We start from the raw sequence: 20,357 nt of genomic DNA on the forward strand, positions 1-20,357 counted from the left end.
CAACGGATCCACCCACCCCGTCGGATTCGGCACGTACTGGTACTGATTCAGCCCACCCGCCAATTTGATCGGATCCGGCGTCAGATACCGCCCCAGCCGCGGGTCGTAATACCGATGCCGGTTGTAATGCAGGCCGCTTTCGCCGTCGAAATACTGCCCCTGAAAACGCAGCGGCTGGTTCAGGTAGTCCTCGCCGGCCAGGGTCAGTGCGGCGACTTTGCCGTAGGCGTCGTATTGCGCGGACCAGACGATGTCGCCGCTGTAGTCGGTGAGTTCCTGCGGGGTGCCGAGGTGGTCGAGTTGGTAGTAGAAGGGGCAGGCTTTTTTCGGGCCTTTGCCGTCGAGCAGTGCCAGCGGGCGGAAGGTGCCGGGTTCGTAGACGTAGCTGCGGTATTCGTTTTCGCTGCTTTCGGCGACGAGGTGGTCGCCCTGCCAGAAGAACTCGGTGGTCTCGCCGTTGACGGTTTTGCTGATGCGTCGGCCGAAGGCGTCGTAGCGGTAACTGGCGGTCTGGCCGTCGGGGCGGGTCAGGCCGATCAGGCGGTGCTGGCTGTCGTAGCGGTATTCGGTGACGAGAGTCTGCGCGCGGCCGCGACGTTCGCGGATCAGGTTGCCGAAGGCGTCGTAGTCGTAATAACGGTCGCCCTGCATGAGCAAGCGATTGCCCTGGATCTGGCTCGGACCTGGGCGGTCCTGCATCAGCAGGTTGCCGGCCGGGTCGTGGGCGAAGGATTCCGGCAGTTCGTCGCGTGAATGGCGTACGCGGATCAGCCGGTCGAGGGCGTCGTAGCCGTAGGTGCGCTGGCCGTGGCGGCTGTCGGCGATGTGCGCGAGATTGCCGTTGGCGCTGTAGGCATAATCGCGGCGGTACAACGCATCGCGCTGATGACCTACGGCGTGGGCGAGTAATCGTCCCTGATCGTCGTAGGAATATTCGCTGAGCAGCAGGCCTTGCTGGCGCTGCAGTTCGCGACCGGACTGGTAGACATGGCGGGTCAGCGGCGTGCCGTTGAGGTCAATCCCGTTCAGCGCGCCGCCTTTGGCGTGGCGGTAGTCGAGCACGCTGTTGTCCGGCAGACGCATGCGTTTGAGCTGGCCGCAGGCGTCGTAGCGGTAACGCAGGGTGCCCCAGCCCTGATGCTCGGTGATCAAGCGGTCCTGGCGGTCGTACTCGAAGGCCAGCGGGTGTTGCTGGCCGTCGTCGACGCCAATCAAACGGCCGAGACGGTCGTATTGGTAGGTGACCTTGATGCCGTCGGGCAGGGTTTGACCAGCAGCCGGCCAGCAGCATCGCGCTCATAAGCAGTGAGCAAACAAGAGCCGTCATCACCGAACTCGGTCTTTTCCAGCAGATGCCCATTGAGGTCATAGGCGTACGCGGTACGCCGACCGTCAAAACCGCTTTCCTGACGAATCAGTCCGGTCGGCGTGTAGTCCAGCCGGTACTTTTCCCCGGACTCGTTTTCGATCTCGGTGAGCAGCAGTTGCGCATGGTCGTAGCGGTACTGCACCCGCGTGCCGTCGGGGTTGATCCGCCGCGAGACCAGGTGCAGATCGTCGTCATACTCATAACGGGTGATGTGCCCCTGTTCGTCGCGCTCGGCGGTGACCTGACCGTAGGCGCCGTAGCTGTAGGCGCGGGTGCTGCCGCCAGGAAATGTCGTCTGAATCAGTCGGCCAACGGCGTCCCAGTGCTGACGGGTGACTGCACCGTGTTCGTCCGCAGTCGTGGTCCGTCGCCCCAGCGCGTCGTAGGAAAAACGCCGTACGCCACCGTCGGGCAAGGTCTCTTCGGTCAACTGGCCGAGGCTATTCCAGACCAAGCGATGCCGGCTGCTGTCCGGGTAGCGGATCGACAGCAATTGCCCCCGGGTGTCGTAGTAGTAATGGGTGACCTGACCGTCGGGGTCGACCGCTTCGGTGACATTGCCCTCGGCATTGCGCCGGTAGATCCACACCGCCTCGCCACGCGAACGCCGATGCAGGAAACCGTTGCGATACTCGTAGGACGTGGGCGCCTCATCCGGTGGAATCAGCGCGATGAGCCGTCCGACTTCGTCGTAGCGGTATTCGGTGACAGCGCCCAAGGCATCCTGCTCGGCGATCAAGCGCCCGGCATCGTCATAGGCCTTGAGCTGCTCGCCACCATCCGCCGAGACTTGACGCACTAGTCGCGCACGCTCGTCGTGAACGTAGGTCTCTTCAGTGCCGTCGACGTAATGCACTGCGACGCTGCCGTCGTCATTCCAGACGTAACGCGTGTCCATCTGCGAGAACGACGCCCAGTGGCGCACGCAGCGCGCGGCTTTCCCCGAACGCTCCCACTCCCAGAAGAAGCTCGCACCGCCAGCCAGTTGCCGCTGCAGAATCACGTGAGCGTCGTCGTAGTCGTAGCGCTCGCTGTCACCGACGGCGTTGCTCGCTTCGATCAGGTGCTGATAGGCGTCGTAGCGGTAACTGACCAGCGCTTGTTCAGTGCTCCAGGCACCGTCGCGAAACACCTGGTAATCCACACCAACCAACTGCGCGCGGTCATAGCGCAACAACAGCGAACGCCCGGCGCCGTTGTCCAAGCGCTGCACCCGGTCAGACCGATCGCGCTGCACCGTCAGACGATTGCCATAGGCATCGCTGATCGCCGTCAGCCTTCCCGCACGAAAGTGATAAAACCGCGCCGCGTCCCCGGCCAGCGCGAGGATCAGTTCTTCCGGTTCATCACCGAGAAAAATCGCCGCCCGCGACAAACTGTTGTGAATCGCCGGCCGCTCAACGCTCGGCAACGGAAAACGGGTGCGACGGTTTTCGTGGTCGACCCAGACCACAAAGTCGCCTTCAAACGCCAGCCGATGCGCCAGCGAATGACTCCAGCCAAAGCCCAACCCAACATCGATTTCGGCGGCGCTGGAGCGATACAGGCGGGCGAACTCAAACGGCAACACGCCATCGAGCACCGCATCGCTCAAGGTCAACAGTTCTTCGCCGGTGACCATCGACACCGGGCAGCCGTTGGTGCAGGTGCGCGGCACACAATCGGCGCTGTCGCCGTTGGGGTTTTTCGCCTGATCCGGCGAATCGTCGTGAGGCTCATGCCGTTCCAACCGGCTCGAAGCACCAGACTTGTCCCGCACAACAGGCGCCGGATTCGGCACCGTCAACACCACAGAATCGGCCTGACGAATGTTCAGCGGTATCGACGGTGTCGGTTTCAACTCAACGTCACGCACATTGAGCATCAGCGGCTTCAAAACGCTGGCATGCCGCGTCAAATCCGCCGAGGACGTCAGTTCGGCCAAGCGCAAAGCCGAGGCTGCCAGCCACTCCCGCGCGCGCGGCGACTTGATCTTCGCCAGCACCTTGCTGCTCAAACGCAGCGGCACGCCCATGCCACCCGACACGCCCATCAACAGGAAGCTGATCAGCAATTCGACCCGCACCTCGGCCACCACTTCAGCCAGATACTGCGGCGGCAGCATCTTCAGCCAACTGGTAAACGCGGCCAGCTGAATGAACAGCAGCGGCTCGTCACTGAGGATCAACAGACCGTTGGCAATGGCGTCGCTGGAGGCATTCAATAACGCCTCAAGCTCGGCCTCGCTGAGGTATTCCAGCAACTTTTCACTGTTGGCCTGCAAGTCGGCGAGCAGGGCGAATACCTGGTGGATGTCATCCCAAACACCATTCAGGGCTTTCTCGAATCCACGCCAGTCGGCCTGTTGCAACTGACCGTAACGCTCAAGAAATCCGGCGCTGGAAAATTCCTTCCACTGCGGCTGAAATTCACTCCATTCCCCGCGCAACCAGCCCTCCAGGCCATCGATGATGCCCTGATAGGAGGCGTACAACGTCTGCACATGGTCCGTGGACACATCGGGAAAGAAGGTGATGCGATAACGCTGGCCCCGATCGCAGTCGGTCACTTGCAGAATGCCGCTGGGGCCGATGGTGTAATGCAGCGGCTCACCGAAAGTCAGCACGCCGCCGACATCGGCAAGCACCGGTTCGAGGGTTACCGGGGTGTTGCCAATCGGCACAAACCGCGCGGCCTCGAACATATGCACCAGTGTCAGCGACCCGCTGGCCGAGCACATGACCACCGATGAACTGAGCGGCTGGCGCGACGTGATCGGCGCGCTGAGGCGTACGTCGTTACCGACGGTGAAGACCTGCTCGACATCCAGCGCCGTCCCGGCCCAGAACTGCTCGGCCCAGGCCTCGTAGTTGTTCAGGCACAGGCGGAATTCGCGGATCAGGTGTTCGAAGTCCGGCTCATCGGGATTCAGGGCGGCAACAACGAGCAGGCCGATGCTGTTGTTCAGGGCCAGCAGCCGATCGGTTGGAAGCATTCGCAGTCTCTCGCGCACGTCAAAAAGGTGCGGGGACTTTGCGGGGGATCAAACAGGAAAGAAGTCGGGCGAGTAGGCGATGCCTGTAGGGCGTTTCGCTAAATATCTGCGAGTAGTTCATCGCTCAATAAACATTGGCCGTTGCTCAATGTCTGTCGCGCTCGTTATGCTGCTGAACCCTTTAATCAGATCCGAGCAGCGGTTCACCTGCCGCCTGGGATGTCTTTGTTAACGGATCCGATGATGAATGCACCACTGAAGGCGTTCGGCCCGATCAAGGCCGTGATTTTCGATATGGACGGTTTGCTGCTGGACACCGAGGGCATTTACACCGAAGTCACTTCGCTGATTGCCCAGCGCTACGGGCGCACCTTCGACTGGAGCGTCAAGCAGAACATCATTGGTCGTGGAGCCAACGATCTGGCCAATTACGTGGTGCAGGCACTGGATCTGCCGATCACCGCCGAAGAGTTTCTGGTGATCCGCGAACCATTGATGCGCGAGCGTTTTCCCACGGCGCAAGCGATGCCGGGTGCCGAGGAGCTGATTCGCCACCTCAAGGCGCACAACATCCCCATCGCCGTCGGCACCAGTTCGTCGCGGCTATCGTTCGGACAAAAAACCACGCTGCACCGCGACTGGTTCGCGCTGTTCGACTTCATTGTCACGGCGGACGATCCGGAAGTCGGCGCGGCGAAACCGGCACCGGATATCTTCCTGACCGCTGCCCGCCGTCTGGGTGTGGCACCTGAGGACTGCCTGGTGTTCGAGGATTCGCCGTTTGGCGTGACCGCAGCGAAAGCCGCAGGCATGACGGCCATCGCCATCCCCGATGCCGCCATGGCCGATGAAAAGTACGCACATGCTGACGGGATTCTTCGTAGTTTGAAAGCGTTCACGCCAAGTGCCTGTGGTTTGCCGGCGCTGGAATGGGTGTAAACATCTGAGACAAAAAAACGCCGCCCCTCTGTAAAAAGAGGAGCGGCGTTTTTCGTTCAGGCGACTCGAAAAATCAGGCGCCGAAACCACCGTCGATGGTCAGGCTGGCACCGGTGATGTAACCGGCTTCCGGGCCCGCCAGATAGGCGACGAAACTGGCGATTTCTTCGGCTTTACCGTAACGACCGACGGCCATCAACGGAATGAGGCTTTCGGCAAAGTCACCGTGCGCCGGGTTCATGTCGGTGTCGACCGGGCCAGGCTGGACGTTGTTGATGGTGATGCCGCGCGGGCCGAGGTCGCGGGCCAGACCTTTGGTCAAACCGACCAGCGCCGATTTGCTCATGGCGTACACACCGCCACCGGCGAAGGGCATGCGGTCGGCGTTGGTGCTGCCGATGTTGATGATGCGCGAACCTTCGCCCATGTGCTTGGCGGCTTCTTGCGAGGCGATGAATACGCTGCGCACGTTGATGGCCAGGGTCTGGTCGAAATCTTCCAGGGTGAAATCTTCCAGCGGAGCGACAGCCAGCACACCAGCGTTGTTGACCAGGATGTCGAGTCGGCCAAAGGCTTCGACCGTGGCGCTGACCGCGTGGCGGATCGCTGCGGCGTCGGCGCTGTCGGCCTTGATCGCCAGGGCTTTACCGCCGCTGGCGGTGATGCTGTTCTGTAACTCTTCGGCTTTGGCGGTGGAGCTGACGTAAGTGAAGGCTACTGCAGCGCCTTCAGCGGCCAGGCGTTTGACGATGGCAGCGCCGATACCACGGGAACCGCCTTGAATCAGAGCGACTTTGCCGCCGAGGTGTTGAGTGGTCATGTTCGATCTCCAGACTATTCAAGGCGGGATGCCTTGTTGTTGGTGCCGAGTATCGGCCTCTGATCCACAACCGTGTAGACCCTGATTGCTATAGTCTGTGTAAACCAAAAGTTTATAGTGGCGGCCATGGAAACCTTCAGCAGTATCGAATGCTTTGTCCGTAGTGCTGAGGTCGGCAGCTTTGCCGAGGCGGCGCGGCGCTTGAGTCTGACCCCGGCAGCGGTTGGCAAAAGTGTCGCAAAGCTTGAGGTGCGGCTGGGTGTGCGGCTGTTTCAGCGCAGCACCCGCAGTCTGACGCTGACCGAGGCGGGGCAGCTGTTTTTGAGTGAAGTCAGTGCCAGTCTGACCACGATCCAGAATGCCGTGGCCAATCTGGCCAGTGCCGAAGGGCAGCCGATCGGCACCTTGAAAGTCAGCATGGGCACGGTGTTCGGGCGCCTTTATATAGTGCCGTTGCTCGGCGAGTTTCTGCGGCGCTTCCCGGCGATCAATCCGGACTGGCATTTCGATAATCGTCAGGTCGATCTGATCGGGCAGGGCTTTGATGCGGCGATTGGCGGCGGCTTTGAGCTGCCACAAGGTGTGGTGGCGCGCAGATTGACGCCAGCGCATCGGGTGTTGGTCGCTTCGCAGGATTATCTGAACGGCAATCCTGCGATCACTCATCCGGACGATCTCAAGCAGCACGACGGCATTCTGATTCGCTCACCGCAAACCGGGCGTGTGCGTTCATGGCAATTGACGCACCGCGATCAGCTGCACAGTCCGTTGATGCTCAAGGCCAGGATGACCATGAGCGATTCCGAAGCCGCGTGTGCGACAGCAGCGCAGGGCCTGGGGATTGCACTGGTGAGCATGCCGTTTGCGGTGGGGTATCTGCAGGCGGGTACGTTGCAGCGGGTGTTGCCGGACTGGTTCGTCGATGATGGCAACATCTCCATCTATTACGCCGAACACAAATTGTTGCCGGGCAAGACGCGTGCGTTTGTCGATTATGTGATTGAACAGTTTGCGGAACAGGGATTGGCGCGGCGCTTTAGTGCGATTTGAGCAACCTTGATACCGAGTTGCAGTCTTCGCGAGCGGGCTCGCTCCCACATTTGGAATGCATTTCCCCTGTGGGAGCGAGCTTGCTCGCGAATGGGGCGACTCGGTTTCCGATGATGAGCCTAGCGGGCAAACCGCCCCGTCCAGCCAATGATGTTCTTCGGTCGGGGTGTTGCATACGTTCGCACTTTCGACGTCGACAAGCGCAAGCGCACCAGCGATTCCGCAATCGTTACCGCCGCCGTCACGCCATCCACCACCGGCACGCCAGTGCGCCGACGAATCTGCTCATCCAGGCCGGCCATGCCACCGCAACCCAGGCAGATCACCTCGGCTTTGTCCTGCGTCACCGCCAGTTCTGCCTGATGCACGATGGCTTCCAAGGCACGCTGTGGCTCGTGTTCCAGTTCCAGAACGGCCAGACCACTGGCCCGTACCGATGCACAACGATCCCACAGGCCGGAGAGTTTCAGCCGATCTTCGATCAGCGGTACGGTGCGATCCAGCGTTGTCACCACCGAATAGGCGTGGCCGAGAAACATCGCCGTGCTCGCGGCCGCATCGGTGATATCCACCACTGGCACGTTGAGCAATTCCTGCAGACCTTCGCGACCGTGCTCGCCGTAGCCGGCCTGAATCACGGCATCGAACGGCTGGTCGTAGGCCATCACCCGATCCATCACCGCGATGGCCGCCAGATAGCTTTCGAAATTGCCTTCAATCGAGTCGGCGCCGAAAAACGGTGTCAAACCGACGATTTCGGTACCGGGCGAGGCGACAGCCTGCGCCGAGCGGGCAATGGCCTCGGTGATGGATTCGGTGGTGTTGACGTTGACCACGAGAATACGCATGGGGAAATCCTTATAGCGGGCAGTTCGGCGGCCCGAAGTCCGGGCCACGAGGGAGTTAATGGCAGACGTTGTCGACAGCGATCGATTCGCCGCTGATGTCGGCGTAGTGCGGCTGGCGTTTGGCGATGATCAGGTAGAGCATTCCGGCGATCCCGGCGCCGATCAGCCAGGAGAACGGGGAGACGCTGTGGAAACCCGGCACGAGCGCCAGGACGATGGCGATCAGCGCCGCAGGAATAAATGCCGCCACCGCACGGAAATTCACCCCACGGCTGTAGTAATAAGCGCCGTCGGGATCTTCGCTGTAGAGCTGCGGGACGTTGATCCGGCCTTTGCGGATCAGCCAATAGTCGACCATGATCACCCCGTACAGCGGGCCGAGCAGGGCGCCGAGGCCAGACAGGAAGTACACGATCACCAGCGGGCTGTTGTAGAGATTCCACGGCAGGATCAACACGGCGATGGTCGCGCTGATCAGTCCGGCGCGGCGGAAGGTCAGGTACTTCGGCGCCAGGTTGCTCAGCACGAATGCCGGGGCGACGAAGTTGGCCATGATGTTCACCGCCACGGTGACAATCAGGAATGCCAGGCAACCGAGCACCAGGAAGAAGGTGTTGGGAATCGAGGCGATGATCTCGGTCGGGCTCTCGATGATCCGGCCGTTGATCTGAAATTGCGCACCGCAGAGCAGCACGGTAATCGCGGCGAATACCAGAATATTCACCGGCAAACCCCAGAAGTTTCCTACTTTGATGGTCTTGCGGCACGGCGATGAGCGGGCGAAGTCGCAGAAATTCAGAATCAACGTGCCGTAGATCGCCAGCCACAGTGCGCCGCCGGCAAAAATGTTGCGCCACATCTCGCCACCGGTCAGTGGCTCGCGGATCGACCAGGCGATGGTCGCGTTGGCCTGGAAGTACATCCACGCGGCGAGGGCGGCAACGGTCAGCAGAATCACTGGCCCGGCAAACGCTTCGTAACGGCGGACCATTTCCATGCCGTAGGCGAGGATCGCGAGTTGCACGAACCAGATCGCCACGAAGCACACCCAACCCAGCGACGACAGACCAAGAATCGAATCGTGGTCGTATTCGGCGAATCCGGGATGGACTGCAGTGAGCAATACGCGAAATACCACTGACGCCAGATACGTCTGAATGCCGAACCAGGCGATGGCGATAACCGCGCGGATCAGTGCAGGAATTTGCGCGCCGTGGATGCCGAAACTGATCCGGCTGATCACTGGAAACGGCACCCCGGTTTTTTGTCCCATGTAACCGGACAGGTTCATGAAGACATACACCAGCGCCGCGCCGATCCCCAGCGACAGCAGAATCTGCCAGCCCCCCAGGCCCAAGGCGTACAGACCGATGGCGAACGAGTAGTTGGCGATGTTGTGCACATCGTTGGTCCACAGGGCAAAGATGCTGTATTTGCCCCAGCGTCGACCTTCGGCCTTGGTTGGCGCCAGATCGCTGTTGTGCAGACGCGGACTGAGTTGTAACGGCTCGGCCAGACCGTCATGGGGTAACGGTTGGTCGAGAGCAGCGGCGGGCAGATTCAGCGCGATGTTGTTGGAGAGACTTGTACGCATTCCGGCAGGCTCCTGATGTTCAGGGCCGCGATGACTGTGCATGAGCCGTCAGGCTCGACAAATCTTCGTCGCGGCAGTGAAAGCATCACTGGTTACGGGGCATCTGCAGCCTGTACGGGATAGGGCGCTTCAGGCTTGCGGATCGAAAGTGGTTTTATGTTTTGCAGTTTTGTATACAAAACATGTATGCACCTAAGCCAGATCTGTGCCAGTCGTTGATCTATGTGCAGCCGTGCTCATTTCGAAAAGTTATCGATGTGCGCTAAGTGTCTGAAAATAATTGGCTAAAAATTGACCGGTTGAACAGGTATTTATTTTTGGCGGGGGATTTTGATGGCGGGCGGAGGCGAGGGATTTTTGGCAGGGATGTAACTTTTCAGGGCGCTTAAACAAAAAAGTGCACACATAAATGGCACCGATGGTGACATTCCTGTGTACATATTTATTGATTCGCTACAAAACCTTGTGGGAGCGAGCTTGCTCGCGAAGGCGGTGTGTCAGTTTAGGAAGATGCTGACTGACATTGCGCTTTCGCGAGCAAGCTCGCTCCCACAGGGAATGGGGTGACAATTAGAAGGATTACGCCTTGCTGATGATATTCCCGGCATGCAACCCGCACTCTTTCTGCGTCGCCTCTTCCCACCACCAGCGGCCTTCGCGCTCGTGCTGATTCGGCAGGACAGGGCGGGTGCACGGTTCGCAGCCGATACTGATAAAGCCGCGCTCATGCAGGCTGTTGTACGGCAACTCGAGCATGCGGATGTAACCCCAGATCTCTTCGCTGGTCATCTGCGCCAACGGGTTGAACTTGTACAGGGTGCGCTCGGGAGTGGAGAACGCGGTATCGATTTCCATCACGGCTACAGCACTGCGGGTGCCCGGGCTCTGGTCGCGGCGCTGGCCGGTGGCCCAGGCTTTGACGGTGGACAATTTTCGGCGCAGCGGCTCGATCTTGCGGATACCGCAGCATTCGCCGTGGCCGTCCTTATAGAAACTGAACAGGCCTTTTTCCTTCACGAACGGTTCGAGTTTCGTGTAGTCCGGCGACACCAGTTCGATGTCGATCTTGTAGTGCTCGCGCACCTGATCGATGAAGCGGTAGGTCTCCGGGTGCAGACGGCCGGTGTCGAGGCTGAACACCTTGACGTTCTTGTTGAGCTTCCAGGCCATGTCCACCAGCACCACATCCTCGGCGCCGCTGAAAGATATCCACAAGTCATCGCCGAACTCGGCGAACGCGAGTTTGAGGATGTCTTGCGCGGATTTGTTGGCATAGGTCGTGGCGAGTTCCACGACGTCGAACGTTGCACTCATCAGGGCGGCTTCCTACAGGTCGGTGGCGCTGGGCGCTCTATATGGCGCTGATGGTAACAAAAAGCTGCACGGCTCGGGGGCGTGCTGTGCGTTGCGCGTCTGCATGTGAGTCGCTAGAGTTCGGCCTCGCTCGACTCAAATAATCAATACAAACGGGAGTGTCTTGTGGAAATTGCTTGCCTGGATCTTGAAGGGGTGTTGGTGCCGGAAATCTGGATCGCCTTCGCCGAAAAAACCGGAATCGAATCCCTCAAGGCCACCACCCGGGACATTCCGGATTACGACGTGCTGATGAAGCAGCGCCTGCGCATCCTCGATGAGCACGGCTTGAAGCTGTCGGACATTCAGGAAGTGATCGCCACACTGAAGCCGCTGGACGGCGCGGTGGAGTTCGTCAACTGGCTGCGCGAACGCTTTCAGGTGGTGATTCTGTCGGATACGTTTTACGAGTTCTCGCAGCCGCTGATGCGGCAGCTGGGCTTTCCGACGTTGCTTTGCCATCGCCTGATTACTGACGAAACCGGGCGGGTGACCAGCTATCAGTTGCGCCAGAAAGATCCCAAGCGCCAGTCGGTACTGGCGTTCAAGAGCCTGTATTACCGGGTGATTGCGGCGGGGGATTCGTATAACGACACGACGATGCTGGGCGAGGCTGATGCGGGGATTCTGTTTCATGCGCCGGAGAATGTGATTCGTGAGTTCCCGCAGTTTCCTGCGGTGCATACCTTTGCCGAGTTGAAGCAGGAATTCCTCAAAGCCTCAAATCGCGACCTGAGTTTGTAGTCGTCTGGAAGGGCCCCTTCGCGAGCAGGCTCGCTCCCACTTTTGGAATGCATTCCCCTGTGGGAGCGAGCCTGCTCGCGAAGCTTTTAGAGGTTTTGCAGGGTTTCCAGCAGAATCTTCACTTTGGTAATCGACTCCTGATATTCAGCCTGCCAATCCGAATCGGCCACAATTCCGCCACCGCCCCAGCAGCACACCTGCCCATCCTTGACCAACAGACTGCGAATCGCGATGGAACTGTCCATCTCGCCGCGCACGTCCAGATACAGCAACGAGCCGCAATACAACCCACGCCGCGTCGGTTCCAGCTCATCGATGATTTGCATCGCGCGAATCTTCGGCGCGCCGGTAATCGAGCCACCGGGGAAGCTGCCGGCAATCAAATCCAGTGCGTCACGATTATCCGCCAACTCACCGGTGACGCTACTGACCAAGTGATGCACGTTCGGATAGCTTTCCAGACTGAACAGCTCCGGCACTCGCACCGAACCGATGCGGCAGGTGCGCCCGAGGTCGTTGCGCAGCAGGTCGACGATCATCAGGTTTTCCGCACTGATCCTTGGGGCTGGCCAGCAGTTCGGCGGCGTTCGCGGCATCTTCAGTCGGGGTCATGCCGCGCGGACGGGTGCCTTTGATCGGCCGGGTTTCCACCTGACGGTCGCTGACTTTGACGAAGCGCTCTGGCGACAGACTCAAAACGGCACCGCCATCAGGCAGGCTCTGGAAACCGGAGAACGGCGTCGGGCAGGCTTCGCGCAATGCGCAATAAGCCAGCCACGGATCGCCTTGGCATGAAGCGCGAAAGCGCTGAGCGAAGTTGACCTGATAGCAATCGCCGGCCTGGATGTAATGCTGGATGCGCTCGAAGGCCTGACGATAATTGTCGGCCGAGAGGTCGGCGGTCATTGGCTGGTTCAGTTTGAACGGCGCCATCGACTCGACAAGCGGCTGGCTGAACAGCGCGATCAGCCGCTGTTTCTCGCTATCGATCACGGATGGATGAAACACCAGTTGGCTGCTGGCCGTCTGGTGATCGCTGATCAGCGCCCAGTCGTACAGGCCAAAGCGGGCATCAGGCAATTGCAGATCATCCAGCGCCTGGCTCGGCAGGTTTTCCAGATGCCGACCGAAATCGTAGCTCAGGTAGCCGATCAAACCGCCAGCGAATGGCAGGTCGAAACCCGTTGGCAAATCAGCCTTGCCCAGACGGGTCAGATTATCCCGCAGGCGCTGAAGGAATACGCCGCCGCTTTCGTCGGGCAACACCGCCAGATGTTCCAGCGGCCAGGCGCTGAGCAGGTCATAACGACCACGGCCGGCACTCGGCCGGCCACTGTCGAGCAGCACGGCGCCGGGCGCGTTGCGGATGGCCGCGAAGTAGTCGGCGGGATTGGCATGGTAGGGCAGCGGGTGTACGGAACAGGTCAACATGGGCGGGGCAGATCGGCCGTTGAGGCGGGGTGGGGATTGTAGTCCTCTCTCGGCTGTCAGATCAAAATCAAAAGCCTACCCCCTCACCCCAACCCTCTCCCCCAAGGGGGCGAGGGGGAAAGGGAGCAGATCTTCATGCTTTTCAAGACCCGAGTTCGGCTCGATATCTCAAGCTGGCGAGGGGGAAAGGGAGCAGATCTTCATGCTTTTCAAGATCCGAGTTCGGCTCGATATCTCAAGCTGGCGAGGGGGAAAGGGAGCAGATCTTCATGCTTTTCAAGATCCGAGTTCGGCTCGATATCTCAAGCTGGCGAGGGGGAACGGGAGCAGATCTTCATGCTTTTCAAGATCCGAGTTCGGCTCGATATCTCAAGCTGGCGAGGGGGAAAGGGAGCAGATCTTCATGCTTTTCAAGATCCGAGTTCGGCTCGATATCTCAAGCTGGCGAGGGGGAAAGGGAGCAGATCTTCATGCTTTTCAAGATCCGAGTTCGGCTCGACATCTCAAGCTGGCGAGGGGGAAAGGGAGCAGATCTTCATGCTTTTCAAGACCCGAGTTCGGCTCGATATCTCAAGCTGGCGAGGAGAAAGGGAGCAGATCTTCATGCTTTTCAAGATCCGAGTTCGGCTCGATATCTCAAGCTGGCGAGGGGAAAGGGAGCCGATCATCATGCTTTTCAATGCCGGAGTTCGACTCAAGACGTTCAGGTCGGCGTACCTCGAACATCCACCTCGGTCAGTCCCCTCTCCCTTTGGGAGAGGGCTAGGGTGAGGGGCTTTTTGTTTTTCAGCTTTTAGCCTTCCACAGCAGGAATATGCCCAAACATCTCCTGCGTAAACGCCACCCGCTCTTCAACCGTCTCCGTCACCCCACGCGCCTTCAGCTCTTCCAGCCGCGCTTCAACCGCATGGGTACGCAACGTCAGCCCACAGTCGTTAGCAATCTGAATATTCAGCCCAGGCCGCGCATTCAGCTCGAGAATCAGTGGGCCTTTCTCCTGATCAAGCACCATATCAACACCGATATAGCCCAACCCGCACAGCTCATAACAGCCAGCGGCGAGTTTCATGAAACCATCCCAGTAGGGCAGTTGCACGCCGTCCACCGCGTTGGTGGTGTCAGGGTGTTTGGCGATGATGTTGTTCAGCCAGGTGCCGCGCAACGTCAGACCCGTGGCCAGGTCAACACCGACACCGATGGCGCCCTGGTGCAGGTTGGCCTTGCCGCCGGACTGCCGGGTTGGCAGACGCAGCATCGCCATCACTGGATAACCCATCAAGACGATGATGCGGATGTCCGGCACGCCTTCGTAGCTGATGCTCTTGAAGATCTGATCCGGGGTCACGCGGTATTCGATCAGCGCGCGATCACGGTGGCCGCCGAGCGAATACAGGCCAGTGAGGATGCTCGAGATGTGATGCTCCAGCTCTTCATGAGCGAGGATCTTGCCTGACACCGTGCGATAGCGGCCCTCGAAGCGGTCGGCAATCACGATGATGCCGTCACCGCCAGCGCCCTGCGCCGGTTTGATCACGAAGTCGTTGCGCCCGCCGATGATCTCGTCGAGCTTGTCGATTTCCTTCTCGGTGGAGATCACGCCGTACAGCTCCGGCACGTGAATGCCGGCCTCGATGGCGCGCTCCTTGGTGATGATCTTGTCATCGACAATCGGGTACAGGCTGCGCTTGTTGTACTTGAGCACGTAATCGGCGTTACGCCGATTGATGCCCATGATGCCCCGCGCCTCCAGGGCCTTCCAGGTCTTCCAGAAACCGAACATCAGGCGTCAGCCTTCTTCAGGAAAGCCTTGAAACGCACCAGTTCGGTCAGGCGGTAACCGCGATAGCGCCCCATCGCCAGCATGAAACCGACCAGAATCAGCAGGATCGCCGGGAAGGTGAACACGAAGTAGACCAGCTCTGGCACGGTCATGATCAGGTGCGCGAGTGACGCCGCGAACAGCGTGCCGATCGCGACTTTCATCGCATGGCTGGCGCCGCGTTCTTCCCAGGTGATCGACAGACGTTCGATGGTCATGGTCAGAATCACCATCGGGAACAGCGCCACCGACAGCCCGCGTTCCAAGCCAAGTTTGTGGCTGAACAGGCTGATCGCCGCGATCAACACTACAACAAAGGTCAGCACCACCGAGAGTCGCGGCAGCATTTGCAGCTTCAGGTGTTCCAGATACGAACGTAACGATAGGCCCAGCGCCGTGATCACGGTAAACAGCAGAATGCCGAAGCCCAGTTGCGTTTCGCGGAAGGCGAGGGCGATCAGCACCGGGGTGAACGTGCCGAGTGTCTGCAGGCCGATCAGGTTGCGCAGAATCAGGATCACCAGCACGCCGATCGGGATCATCACCATGATCATGAACGTCTGCTGCGTCTGCAGCGGCAAGCCGTACAGCGAGTATTCGAGGAAGTTGGCGTCGGTGTTTTCGTCCGTCAGCTTGGCCAGACGAATCGCGTTCATCTCGCTGTTGTTCAGGCTGAAGGTCACGTTGGCTTTCTTGCCGCCGTCGACGGTGATCAGGTTTTCATCGCCGGTCCACCACAGCAGGCGGTCGGTCGGCAGGCCTTGCTCGCCGGTTTCCGGGTTGAAGTACAGCCAGTCGTTGCCGTTGAAGCTGCGCAGCCACAGTTCAGGCGTTTGCGGCTGGTCGGCGACGAGGCGGATGGTGTGGACTTTTTCCACCGGGACGTGGGCGATGGACAACAGCAGTTCAACGATTTTGGCTTTGTGCGGCGTCGACGGATCGCCGGCCAGCAGCAGTTTCACGTTGTCGTCGTTGACGTTGTTGACGCGTTTGATCGCCTCGCCAATAAAGGTTTCGACGTCGGCGGAATGCTGGCGGATTGGCGCGAGCAGGGCTTCGGCGGCGATTTTCTCAGGACCTTCGATGGCGATGCTGTCGCGGAAGGTCGGGCCTTTGATCTTGGATTTTTCGGCGGTGTAACGCTTGGTCAGCACCAAACGGTAATAAAGGGTCTGGTTGCCCTTGGCCCGGCGCGCCGACCAGGTGACCTTGCGGTTGCCGTCGACGCGGTTGACGGCGACACCGTAGTTATTGGAGATAAAACTCTCGTTGAGGCTGACGTAATCGCGGCTCAACGGTGGCACGAACATCTGGATCTTCACCGGATCCTTGGTGCTGGCGACGAACTCGACCTTGGCGTCGATGTTCCACAAGTCGTCGGTGGCGTCTTCGGTCACCGGGATGCCGAGCACGAAAATCTGATAGGCCGTAACCGAAACGCCCAGGAGCACCAGAATGGTGATCAGGATTTTCAGGTGGAAGGTTAGAGAACGCATGGAAATTACTCGGCGGTATGAGCGGCGATGGTGCAGGCGGGTTTGCCGGCAGCGTATTTAAGGCTTGGATCGACCAGCGCATCAAAGCGTTTCAGCGCTTCGGAGCCAATCAAAAGCGGATATTGGAACGCACTTCGGTCGGTCAGGTTCACTTCGATGCTGCGCATCGCCGTGCCCATGCAGATATCCAGCTCGATCACCGGACGGGCGGTGTACTTCTTGCCTTCCTCCGGGTCGTAATCGCCAGCGCGGCGCTTGATCTTGCTGACCCGCGCCAGCGGCCGTTCGATCGGGTGCGAATGCGCGGCGTCGATGGCCAGGTAGAAACGTACCCAGGACTCACCGTTGCGTTTAAAGCGTTTGATGTCGCGGGCACTCAGCGATGCGGTTTTCGCACCGGTGTCGAGTTTTGCCGCAACTTCCAGGTTGATGCCGTCAAGCGAAGCGTATTCGTTGAGGCCGTACACGGTTTTTCCCCCGCGGCGGCGAGGCCGGGCAGGCAAAACAGGGCAAAGAATGTGGGAAAAGGCTTGAGTCTCATAAATCCTGGTGCGCAGCGTTCCGTTTTCGGTTCAGGTCCTTGGCAAAACTTGCGCAAGGCCCTTCGTGTGCCTGGCAGCTTTTTATGACAAGCCGTACAAATGGCCAGCAAATGCGGGCGGCATTCTAGCACGGTGGGTTTATGGCGCCAGCGCTTGGGCCGGTCTATAAAAGATCAGAAGATCGCAGCCTTCGGCAGCTCCTACATTGGATTTGCGTGCGCCCTGTAGGAGCTGCCGAAGGCTGCGATCTTTTAAGGTTATTAGACGATTGTCGACAATACCTATTTATCCTTTGACTGATGTGGGCGAATTGGCTAGTTTTTGCCGCATTGGATTTAAAGGTGTCGACAATCATGCTGGATCAACTCGATCCCCCGGTCATCAGCGGCGACGATTCCGAGACGCTCTCGGAAAACGTCTTCCGGCGCATTCAAGCGGCCATCGTCAAAGGTGAGATCGCCCCGGGCAGCAAGATCTCCGAGCCGGAGCTGGCGCGCACCTACGGCATCAGTCGCGGGCCGTTGCGTGAGGCGATTCATCGCCTGGAAGGCCAACGCCTGCTGGTGCGTGTACCGCACGTCGGTGCGCGGGTGGTGTCGCTCAGTCATGCCGAATTGCTCGAACTCTACGAAATCCGCGAATCCCTCGAAGGCATGGCCTGTCGTCTCGCGGCCGAGCGCATGAGCGTCGAAGAAATCGACGAACTGCGCCGGGTGCTGGAAACCCACGAGCGCGACGCGGCGTTTCAGGCCGGCGTTGGCTATTACCAGCAGGAAGGCGATTTCGACTTCCACTACCGGATCATCCAGGGCAGCGGCAACCGCACGCTGACGCAGATGCTCTGCCGCGAGCTGTATCAACTGGTGCGCATGTACCGCATCCAGTTCTCGACCACGCCGAACCGCCCGCGCCAGGCCTTTGCCGAACACCACCGGATTCTCGATGCCATCGCCGACCGTGACGGCGAACTCGCGGAATTGTTGATGCGCCGTCACATCGGCGCTTCGAAACGCAACATCGCCCGTCATTACCAGGACGGCGCCCACAACAAGACAGCCACTGAACGAGGTGAGTCATGAGTTCCAACCTGAACACTCCAGGCCAGCGTTTCCGCGATGCGGTCGCCAGCGAGCATCCATTGCAAGTGGTCGGCGCGATCAACGCCAACCACGCGCTGCTGGCCAAGCGCGCCGGTTTCAAGGCGATCTACCTGTCCGGTGGCGGCGTGGCCGCAGGCTCCCTCGGCGTGCCGGATCTGGGCATCACCGGTCTGGACGACGTGCTGACTGACGTGCGGCGCATCACCGATGTCTGCGATCTGCCGCTGCTGGTCGATGTGGACACCGGTTTCGGCTCGTCGGCGTTCAATGTGGCGCGCACGGTCAAGTCGATGATCAAGTTCGGCGCGGCGGCGATTCACATCGAGGACCAGGTTGGCGCCAAGCGTTGTGGCCACCGTCCTAATAAAGAGATCGTCAGCCAGCAGGAAATGGTTGATCGCATCAAGGCTGCGGTGGATGCGCGTACCGATGACAGCTTCGTGATCATGGCGCGAACCGATGCACTGGCGGTGGAAGGTCTGGAGTCGGCACTCGATCGCGCAGCCGCGTGCATCGAGGCCGGCGCCGACATGATCTTCCCGGAAGCCATCACTGAACTGGAGATGTACAAGCTGTTCGCTAACCGCGTAAAAGCGCCGATCCTGGCCAATATCACCGAGTTCGGCGCGACGCCGCTGTACACCACCGAGCAACTGGCTGGCGCCGATGTGTCGCTGGTGCTGTATCCGCTGTCGGCGTTCCGCGCGATGAACAAGGCTGCAGAAAACGTTTACACCGCGATCCGCCGCGATGGCACGCAGCAGAATGTCATCGACACCATGCAGACTCGCATGGAGCTGTACGATCGCATCGACTATCACACCTTCGAGCAGAAGCTCGATGCGTTGTTTGCACAAAAGAAAGGCTGAACAAGATCCCCTGTGGGAGCGAGCCTGCTCGCGAAGGACGCCAACGATGACGCGGTGTCCCTGACGCACCGAGGTGTTCCAGCCACCTTCGCGAGCAGGCTTGCTCCCACAAGTTTTCCCCATACAAATTCAAAAAGATTGGAGAACACAATGGCCGAAGCAAAAGTACTCAGTGGTGCCGGGCTCCGTGGCCAGGTTGCCGGGCAAACCGCACTGTCCACCGTGGGCCAGGCCGGTGCCGGGCTGACCTATCGCGGCTACGACGTGCGCGAACTCGCTGCCGATGCGCAATTTGAAGAAGTCGCGTACCTGCTGCTCTACGGCGAGCTGCCGACGAAGGCGCAACTCGACGAATACCAAGGCAAACTGAGCAAGCTGCGCGACCTGCCGCAAGCGCTGAAAGAAGTGCTTGAACGCATCCCCGCCGACGCCCACCCGATGGACGTGATGCGCACCGGTTGCTCGTTCCTTGGCAACCTCGAGCCGGAGCAAGACTTCTCCGAGCAGCGCGACAAGACTGACCGCTTGCTGGCCGCGTTCCCGGCGATCATGTGCTACTGGTATCGCTTCAGCCACGACGGCAAACGCATCAACTGCGTCAGTGACGAGCCGACTATCGGCGGTCACTTCCTGCACCTGCTGCACGACAAGAAGCCAAGCGAACTGCACGTCAAAGTGATGAACGTTTCGCTGATTCTTTATGCCGAGCATGAATTCAACGCCTCGACCTTCACCGCGCGCGTTTGTGCGTCGACCTTGTCTGACCTGTATTCCTGCGTAACAGCGGCCATCGGTTCGCTGCGCGGCCCGCTGCACGGCGGGGCCAACGAAGCGGCAATGGAAATGATCGAGCGCTTCTCGTCGCCGGAAGAGGCGATCAAGGGCACCCTCGGCATGCTCGAGCGCAAGGACAAGATCATGGGCTTCGGCCACGCGATCTATAAGGACAGCGATCCGCGCAACGAGGTGATCAAGGGCTGGTCGAAAAAACTCGCAGACGAGGTCGGCGACAAGGTGTTGTTCGCGGTTTCCGAAGCCATCGACAAGACCATGTGGGAGCAGAAAAAACTGTTCCCCAACGCCGATTTCTACCATGCCTCGGCGTACCACTTCATGGGCATTCCGACCAAGCTGTTCACGCCGATCTTCGTCTGCTCGCGCCTGACCGGCTGGGCCGCGCACGTGTTCGAACAGCGTGCCAACAACCGCATCATCCGTCCGAGCGCCGAATATATCGGCGTTGAACAGCGCAAGTTCGTGCCAATCGAACGTCGCTGAAATGGTGAGCTGACCCGGAACCAGAGAACACCGCTAGACCCTGTGGGAGCGAGCCTGCTCGCGAAGACGGACTGACATTCACCATCGATGTCGACTGATCTACCGCTATCGCGAGCAGGCTCACTCCTACA

Annotated in this window: 13 protein-coding genes and 3 pseudogenes; 7 read left to right on the plus strand and 9 right to left on the minus strand. The window is 59.7% G+C overall.

The features are described 5' to 3' along the window. Positions 1-4,343 (minus strand): annotated as a pseudogene (locus tag AB4O01_RS00005) (RHS repeat-associated core domain-containing protein); the annotation flags it as partial. Positions 4,344-4,586: 243 nt separating this feature from the next. Between AB4O01_RS00005 and AB4O01_RS00010 the strand changes: the two are divergent. Next, the gene (locus tag AB4O01_RS00010) at positions 4,587-5,282 is read left to right on the plus strand and encodes an HAD-IA family hydrolase (RefSeq protein ID WP_460090263.1); all 696 of its coding nucleotides are present in this window, start codon (positions 4,587-4,589) and stop codon (positions 5,280-5,282) included. Between the two features lie 73 nt (positions 5,283-5,355). Here the strand turns inward: AB4O01_RS00010 and AB4O01_RS00015 are convergent, their stop codons facing one another. Beyond that, positions 5,356-6,102, minus strand: coding sequence for a 3-oxoacyl-ACP reductase family protein (locus tag AB4O01_RS00015; protein ID WP_093431727.1), 747 nt, complete (start codon positions 6,100-6,102; stop codon positions 5,356-5,358). 126 nt (positions 6,103-6,228) lie between these two features. Here AB4O01_RS00015 and AB4O01_RS00020 point away from each other — a divergent pair, with 126 nt between their 5' ends. After that, positions 6,229-7,152, plus strand: coding sequence for a LysR family transcriptional regulator (locus AB4O01_RS00020; RefSeq protein WP_460090264.1), 924 nt, complete (start codon positions 6,229-6,231; stop codon positions 7,150-7,152). Between the two features lie 119 nt (positions 7,153-7,271). Here AB4O01_RS00020 and AB4O01_RS00025 read toward each other — a convergent pair whose 3' ends face one another. From AB4O01_RS00025 to AB4O01_RS00035, 3 genes are all read right to left on the minus strand, one after another. Further along, positions 7,272-8,000 carry an aspartate/glutamate racemase family protein gene (locus tag AB4O01_RS00025; protein WP_460090265.1) on the minus strand — a complete coding sequence of 243 codons (729 nt, stop codon included), beginning with the start codon at positions 7,998-8,000 and terminating at the stop codon, positions 7,272-7,274. Between the two features lie 55 nt (positions 8,001-8,055). Next, the gene (locus AB4O01_RS00030) at positions 8,056-9,594 is read right to left on the minus strand and encodes an NCS1 family nucleobase:cation symporter-1 (RefSeq protein WP_093431735.1); all 1,539 of its coding nucleotides are present in this window, start codon (positions 9,592-9,594) and stop codon (positions 8,056-8,058) included. A gap of 579 nt (positions 9,595-10,173) precedes the next feature. Beyond that, a complete protein-coding gene (locus AB4O01_RS00035) occupies positions 10,174-10,908 on the minus strand; it encodes a phosphoadenylyl-sulfate reductase (RefSeq protein WP_093431738.1) in 735 nt (244 codons plus the stop codon). A 165-nt stretch (positions 10,909-11,073) separates the two neighbouring features. Here AB4O01_RS00035 and thrH point away from each other — a divergent pair, with 165 nt between their 5' ends. Next, positions 11,074-11,691: a bifunctional phosphoserine phosphatase/homoserine phosphotransferase ThrH gene (gene thrH, locus AB4O01_RS00040; protein WP_007916444.1), complete on the plus strand. Its 618-nt coding sequence runs from the start codon at positions 11,074-11,076 to the stop codon at positions 11,689-11,691. A gap of 86 nt (positions 11,692-11,777) precedes the next feature. On the opposite strand, the pseudogene pabB reads toward thrH, so the two are convergent. After that, positions 11,778-13,122, minus strand: a pseudogene (pabB, locus tag AB4O01_RS00045) (aminodeoxychorismate synthase component I). Positions 13,123-13,257: 135 nt separating this feature from the next. Between pabB and AB4O01_RS00050 the strand changes: the two are divergent. Next, the gene (locus tag AB4O01_RS00050; RefSeq protein WP_460090267.1) at positions 13,258-13,893 is read left to right on the plus strand and encodes a hypothetical protein; all 636 of its coding nucleotides are present in this window, start codon (positions 13,258-13,260) and stop codon (positions 13,891-13,893) included. Positions 13,894-13,915: 22 nt separating this feature from the next. Here the strand turns inward: AB4O01_RS00050 and AB4O01_RS00055 are convergent, their stop codons facing one another. The 3 genes and pseudogenes from AB4O01_RS00055 to rloA all read right to left on the minus strand — a co-directional run bounded on the left by AB4O01_RS00055 (position 13,916) and on the right by rloA (position 16,978). Further along, positions 13,916-14,902 (minus strand): alpha-L-glutamate ligase-like protein, encoded by a 987-nt coding sequence (locus AB4O01_RS00055; protein ID WP_460090268.1) that lies wholly within the window; start codon positions 14,900-14,902, stop codon positions 13,916-13,918. Next, entirely contained in the window at positions 14,902-16,437 is a 1,536-nt protein-coding gene (rloB, locus tag AB4O01_RS00060; RefSeq protein ID WP_093431750.1) for an osmotic stress tolerance membrane protein RloB, read from the minus strand. The genes AB4O01_RS00055 and rloB overlap by 1 nt, the downstream gene beginning before the upstream one ends. Positions 16,438-16,442: 5 nt before the next feature. Continuing rightward, a pseudogene (gene rloA / locus AB4O01_RS00065) lies at positions 16,443-16,978 on the minus strand (retropepsin-like aspartic peptidase RloA). A gap of 357 nt (positions 16,979-17,335) precedes the next feature. On the opposite strand from rloA, the gene AB4O01_RS00070 reads away from it, so the two are divergent. The 3 genes from AB4O01_RS00070 (at position 17,336) to prpC (ending at position 20,226) form a co-directional block, all read left to right on the plus strand. Next, positions 17,336-18,058 (plus strand): GntR family transcriptional regulator, encoded by a 723-nt coding sequence (locus tag AB4O01_RS00070; RefSeq protein ID WP_460092330.1) that lies wholly within the window; start codon positions 17,336-17,338, stop codon positions 18,056-18,058. After that, a complete protein-coding gene (gene prpB, locus AB4O01_RS00075; protein ID WP_093431754.1) occupies positions 18,055-18,948 on the plus strand; it encodes a methylisocitrate lyase in 894 nt (297 codons plus the stop codon). Before AB4O01_RS00070 ends, prpB begins: the two co-directional genes overlap by 4 nt. Positions 18,949-19,098: 150 nt before the next feature. Next, positions 19,099-20,226 (plus strand): bifunctional 2-methylcitrate synthase/citrate synthase, encoded by a 1,128-nt coding sequence (gene prpC / locus AB4O01_RS00080; RefSeq protein WP_460090269.1) that lies wholly within the window; start codon positions 19,099-19,101, stop codon positions 20,224-20,226. The last annotated feature ends 131 nt before the right edge of the window (positions 20,227-20,357 follow it).

The organism is Pseudomonas sp. S2_E02 (assembly GCF_054668355.1).

Bases quoted from the DNA above. Each gene is read 5' to 3' on its own strand.
- AB4O01_RS00050 (WP_460090267.1), top strand. From the start codon at position 13,258: ATGCTTTTCAAGACCCGAGTTCGGCTCGATATCTCAAGCTGGCGAGGG.
- prpC (WP_460090269.1), top strand. From the start codon at position 19,099: ATGGCCGAAGCAAAAGTACTCAGTGGTGCCGGGCTCCGTGGCCAGGTT.
- AB4O01_RS00015 (WP_093431727.1), bottom strand. From the start codon at position 6,102: ATGACCACTCAACACCTCGGCGGCAAAGTCGCTCTGATTCAAGGCGGT.
- prpB (WP_093431754.1), top strand. From the start codon at position 18,055: ATGAGTTCCAACCTGAACACTCCAGGCCAGCGTTTCCGCGATGCGGTC.
- AB4O01_RS00010 (WP_460090263.1), top strand. From the start codon at position 4,587: ATGAATGCACCACTGAAGGCGTTCGGCCCGATCAAGGCCGTGATTTTC.
- AB4O01_RS00030 (WP_093431735.1), bottom strand. From the start codon at position 9,594: ATGCGTACAAGTCTCTCCAACAACATCGCGCTGAATCTGCCCGCCGCT.
- AB4O01_RS00055 (WP_460090268.1), bottom strand. From the start codon at position 14,902: ATGTTCGGTTTCTGGAAGACCTGGAAGGCCCTGGAGGCGCGGGGCATC.
- AB4O01_RS00020 (WP_460090264.1), top strand. From the start codon at position 6,229: ATGGAAACCTTCAGCAGTATCGAATGCTTTGTCCGTAGTGCTGAGGTC.
- AB4O01_RS00025 (WP_460090265.1), bottom strand. From the start codon at position 8,000: ATGCGTATTCTCGTGGTCAACGTCAACACCACCGAATCCATCACCGAG.
- rloB (WP_093431750.1), bottom strand. From the start codon at position 16,437: ATGCGTTCTCTAACCTTCCACCTGAAAATCCTGATCACCATTCTGGTG.
- AB4O01_RS00035 (WP_093431738.1), bottom strand. From the start codon at position 10,908: ATGAGTGCAACGTTCGACGTCGTGGAACTCGCCACGACCTATGCCAAC.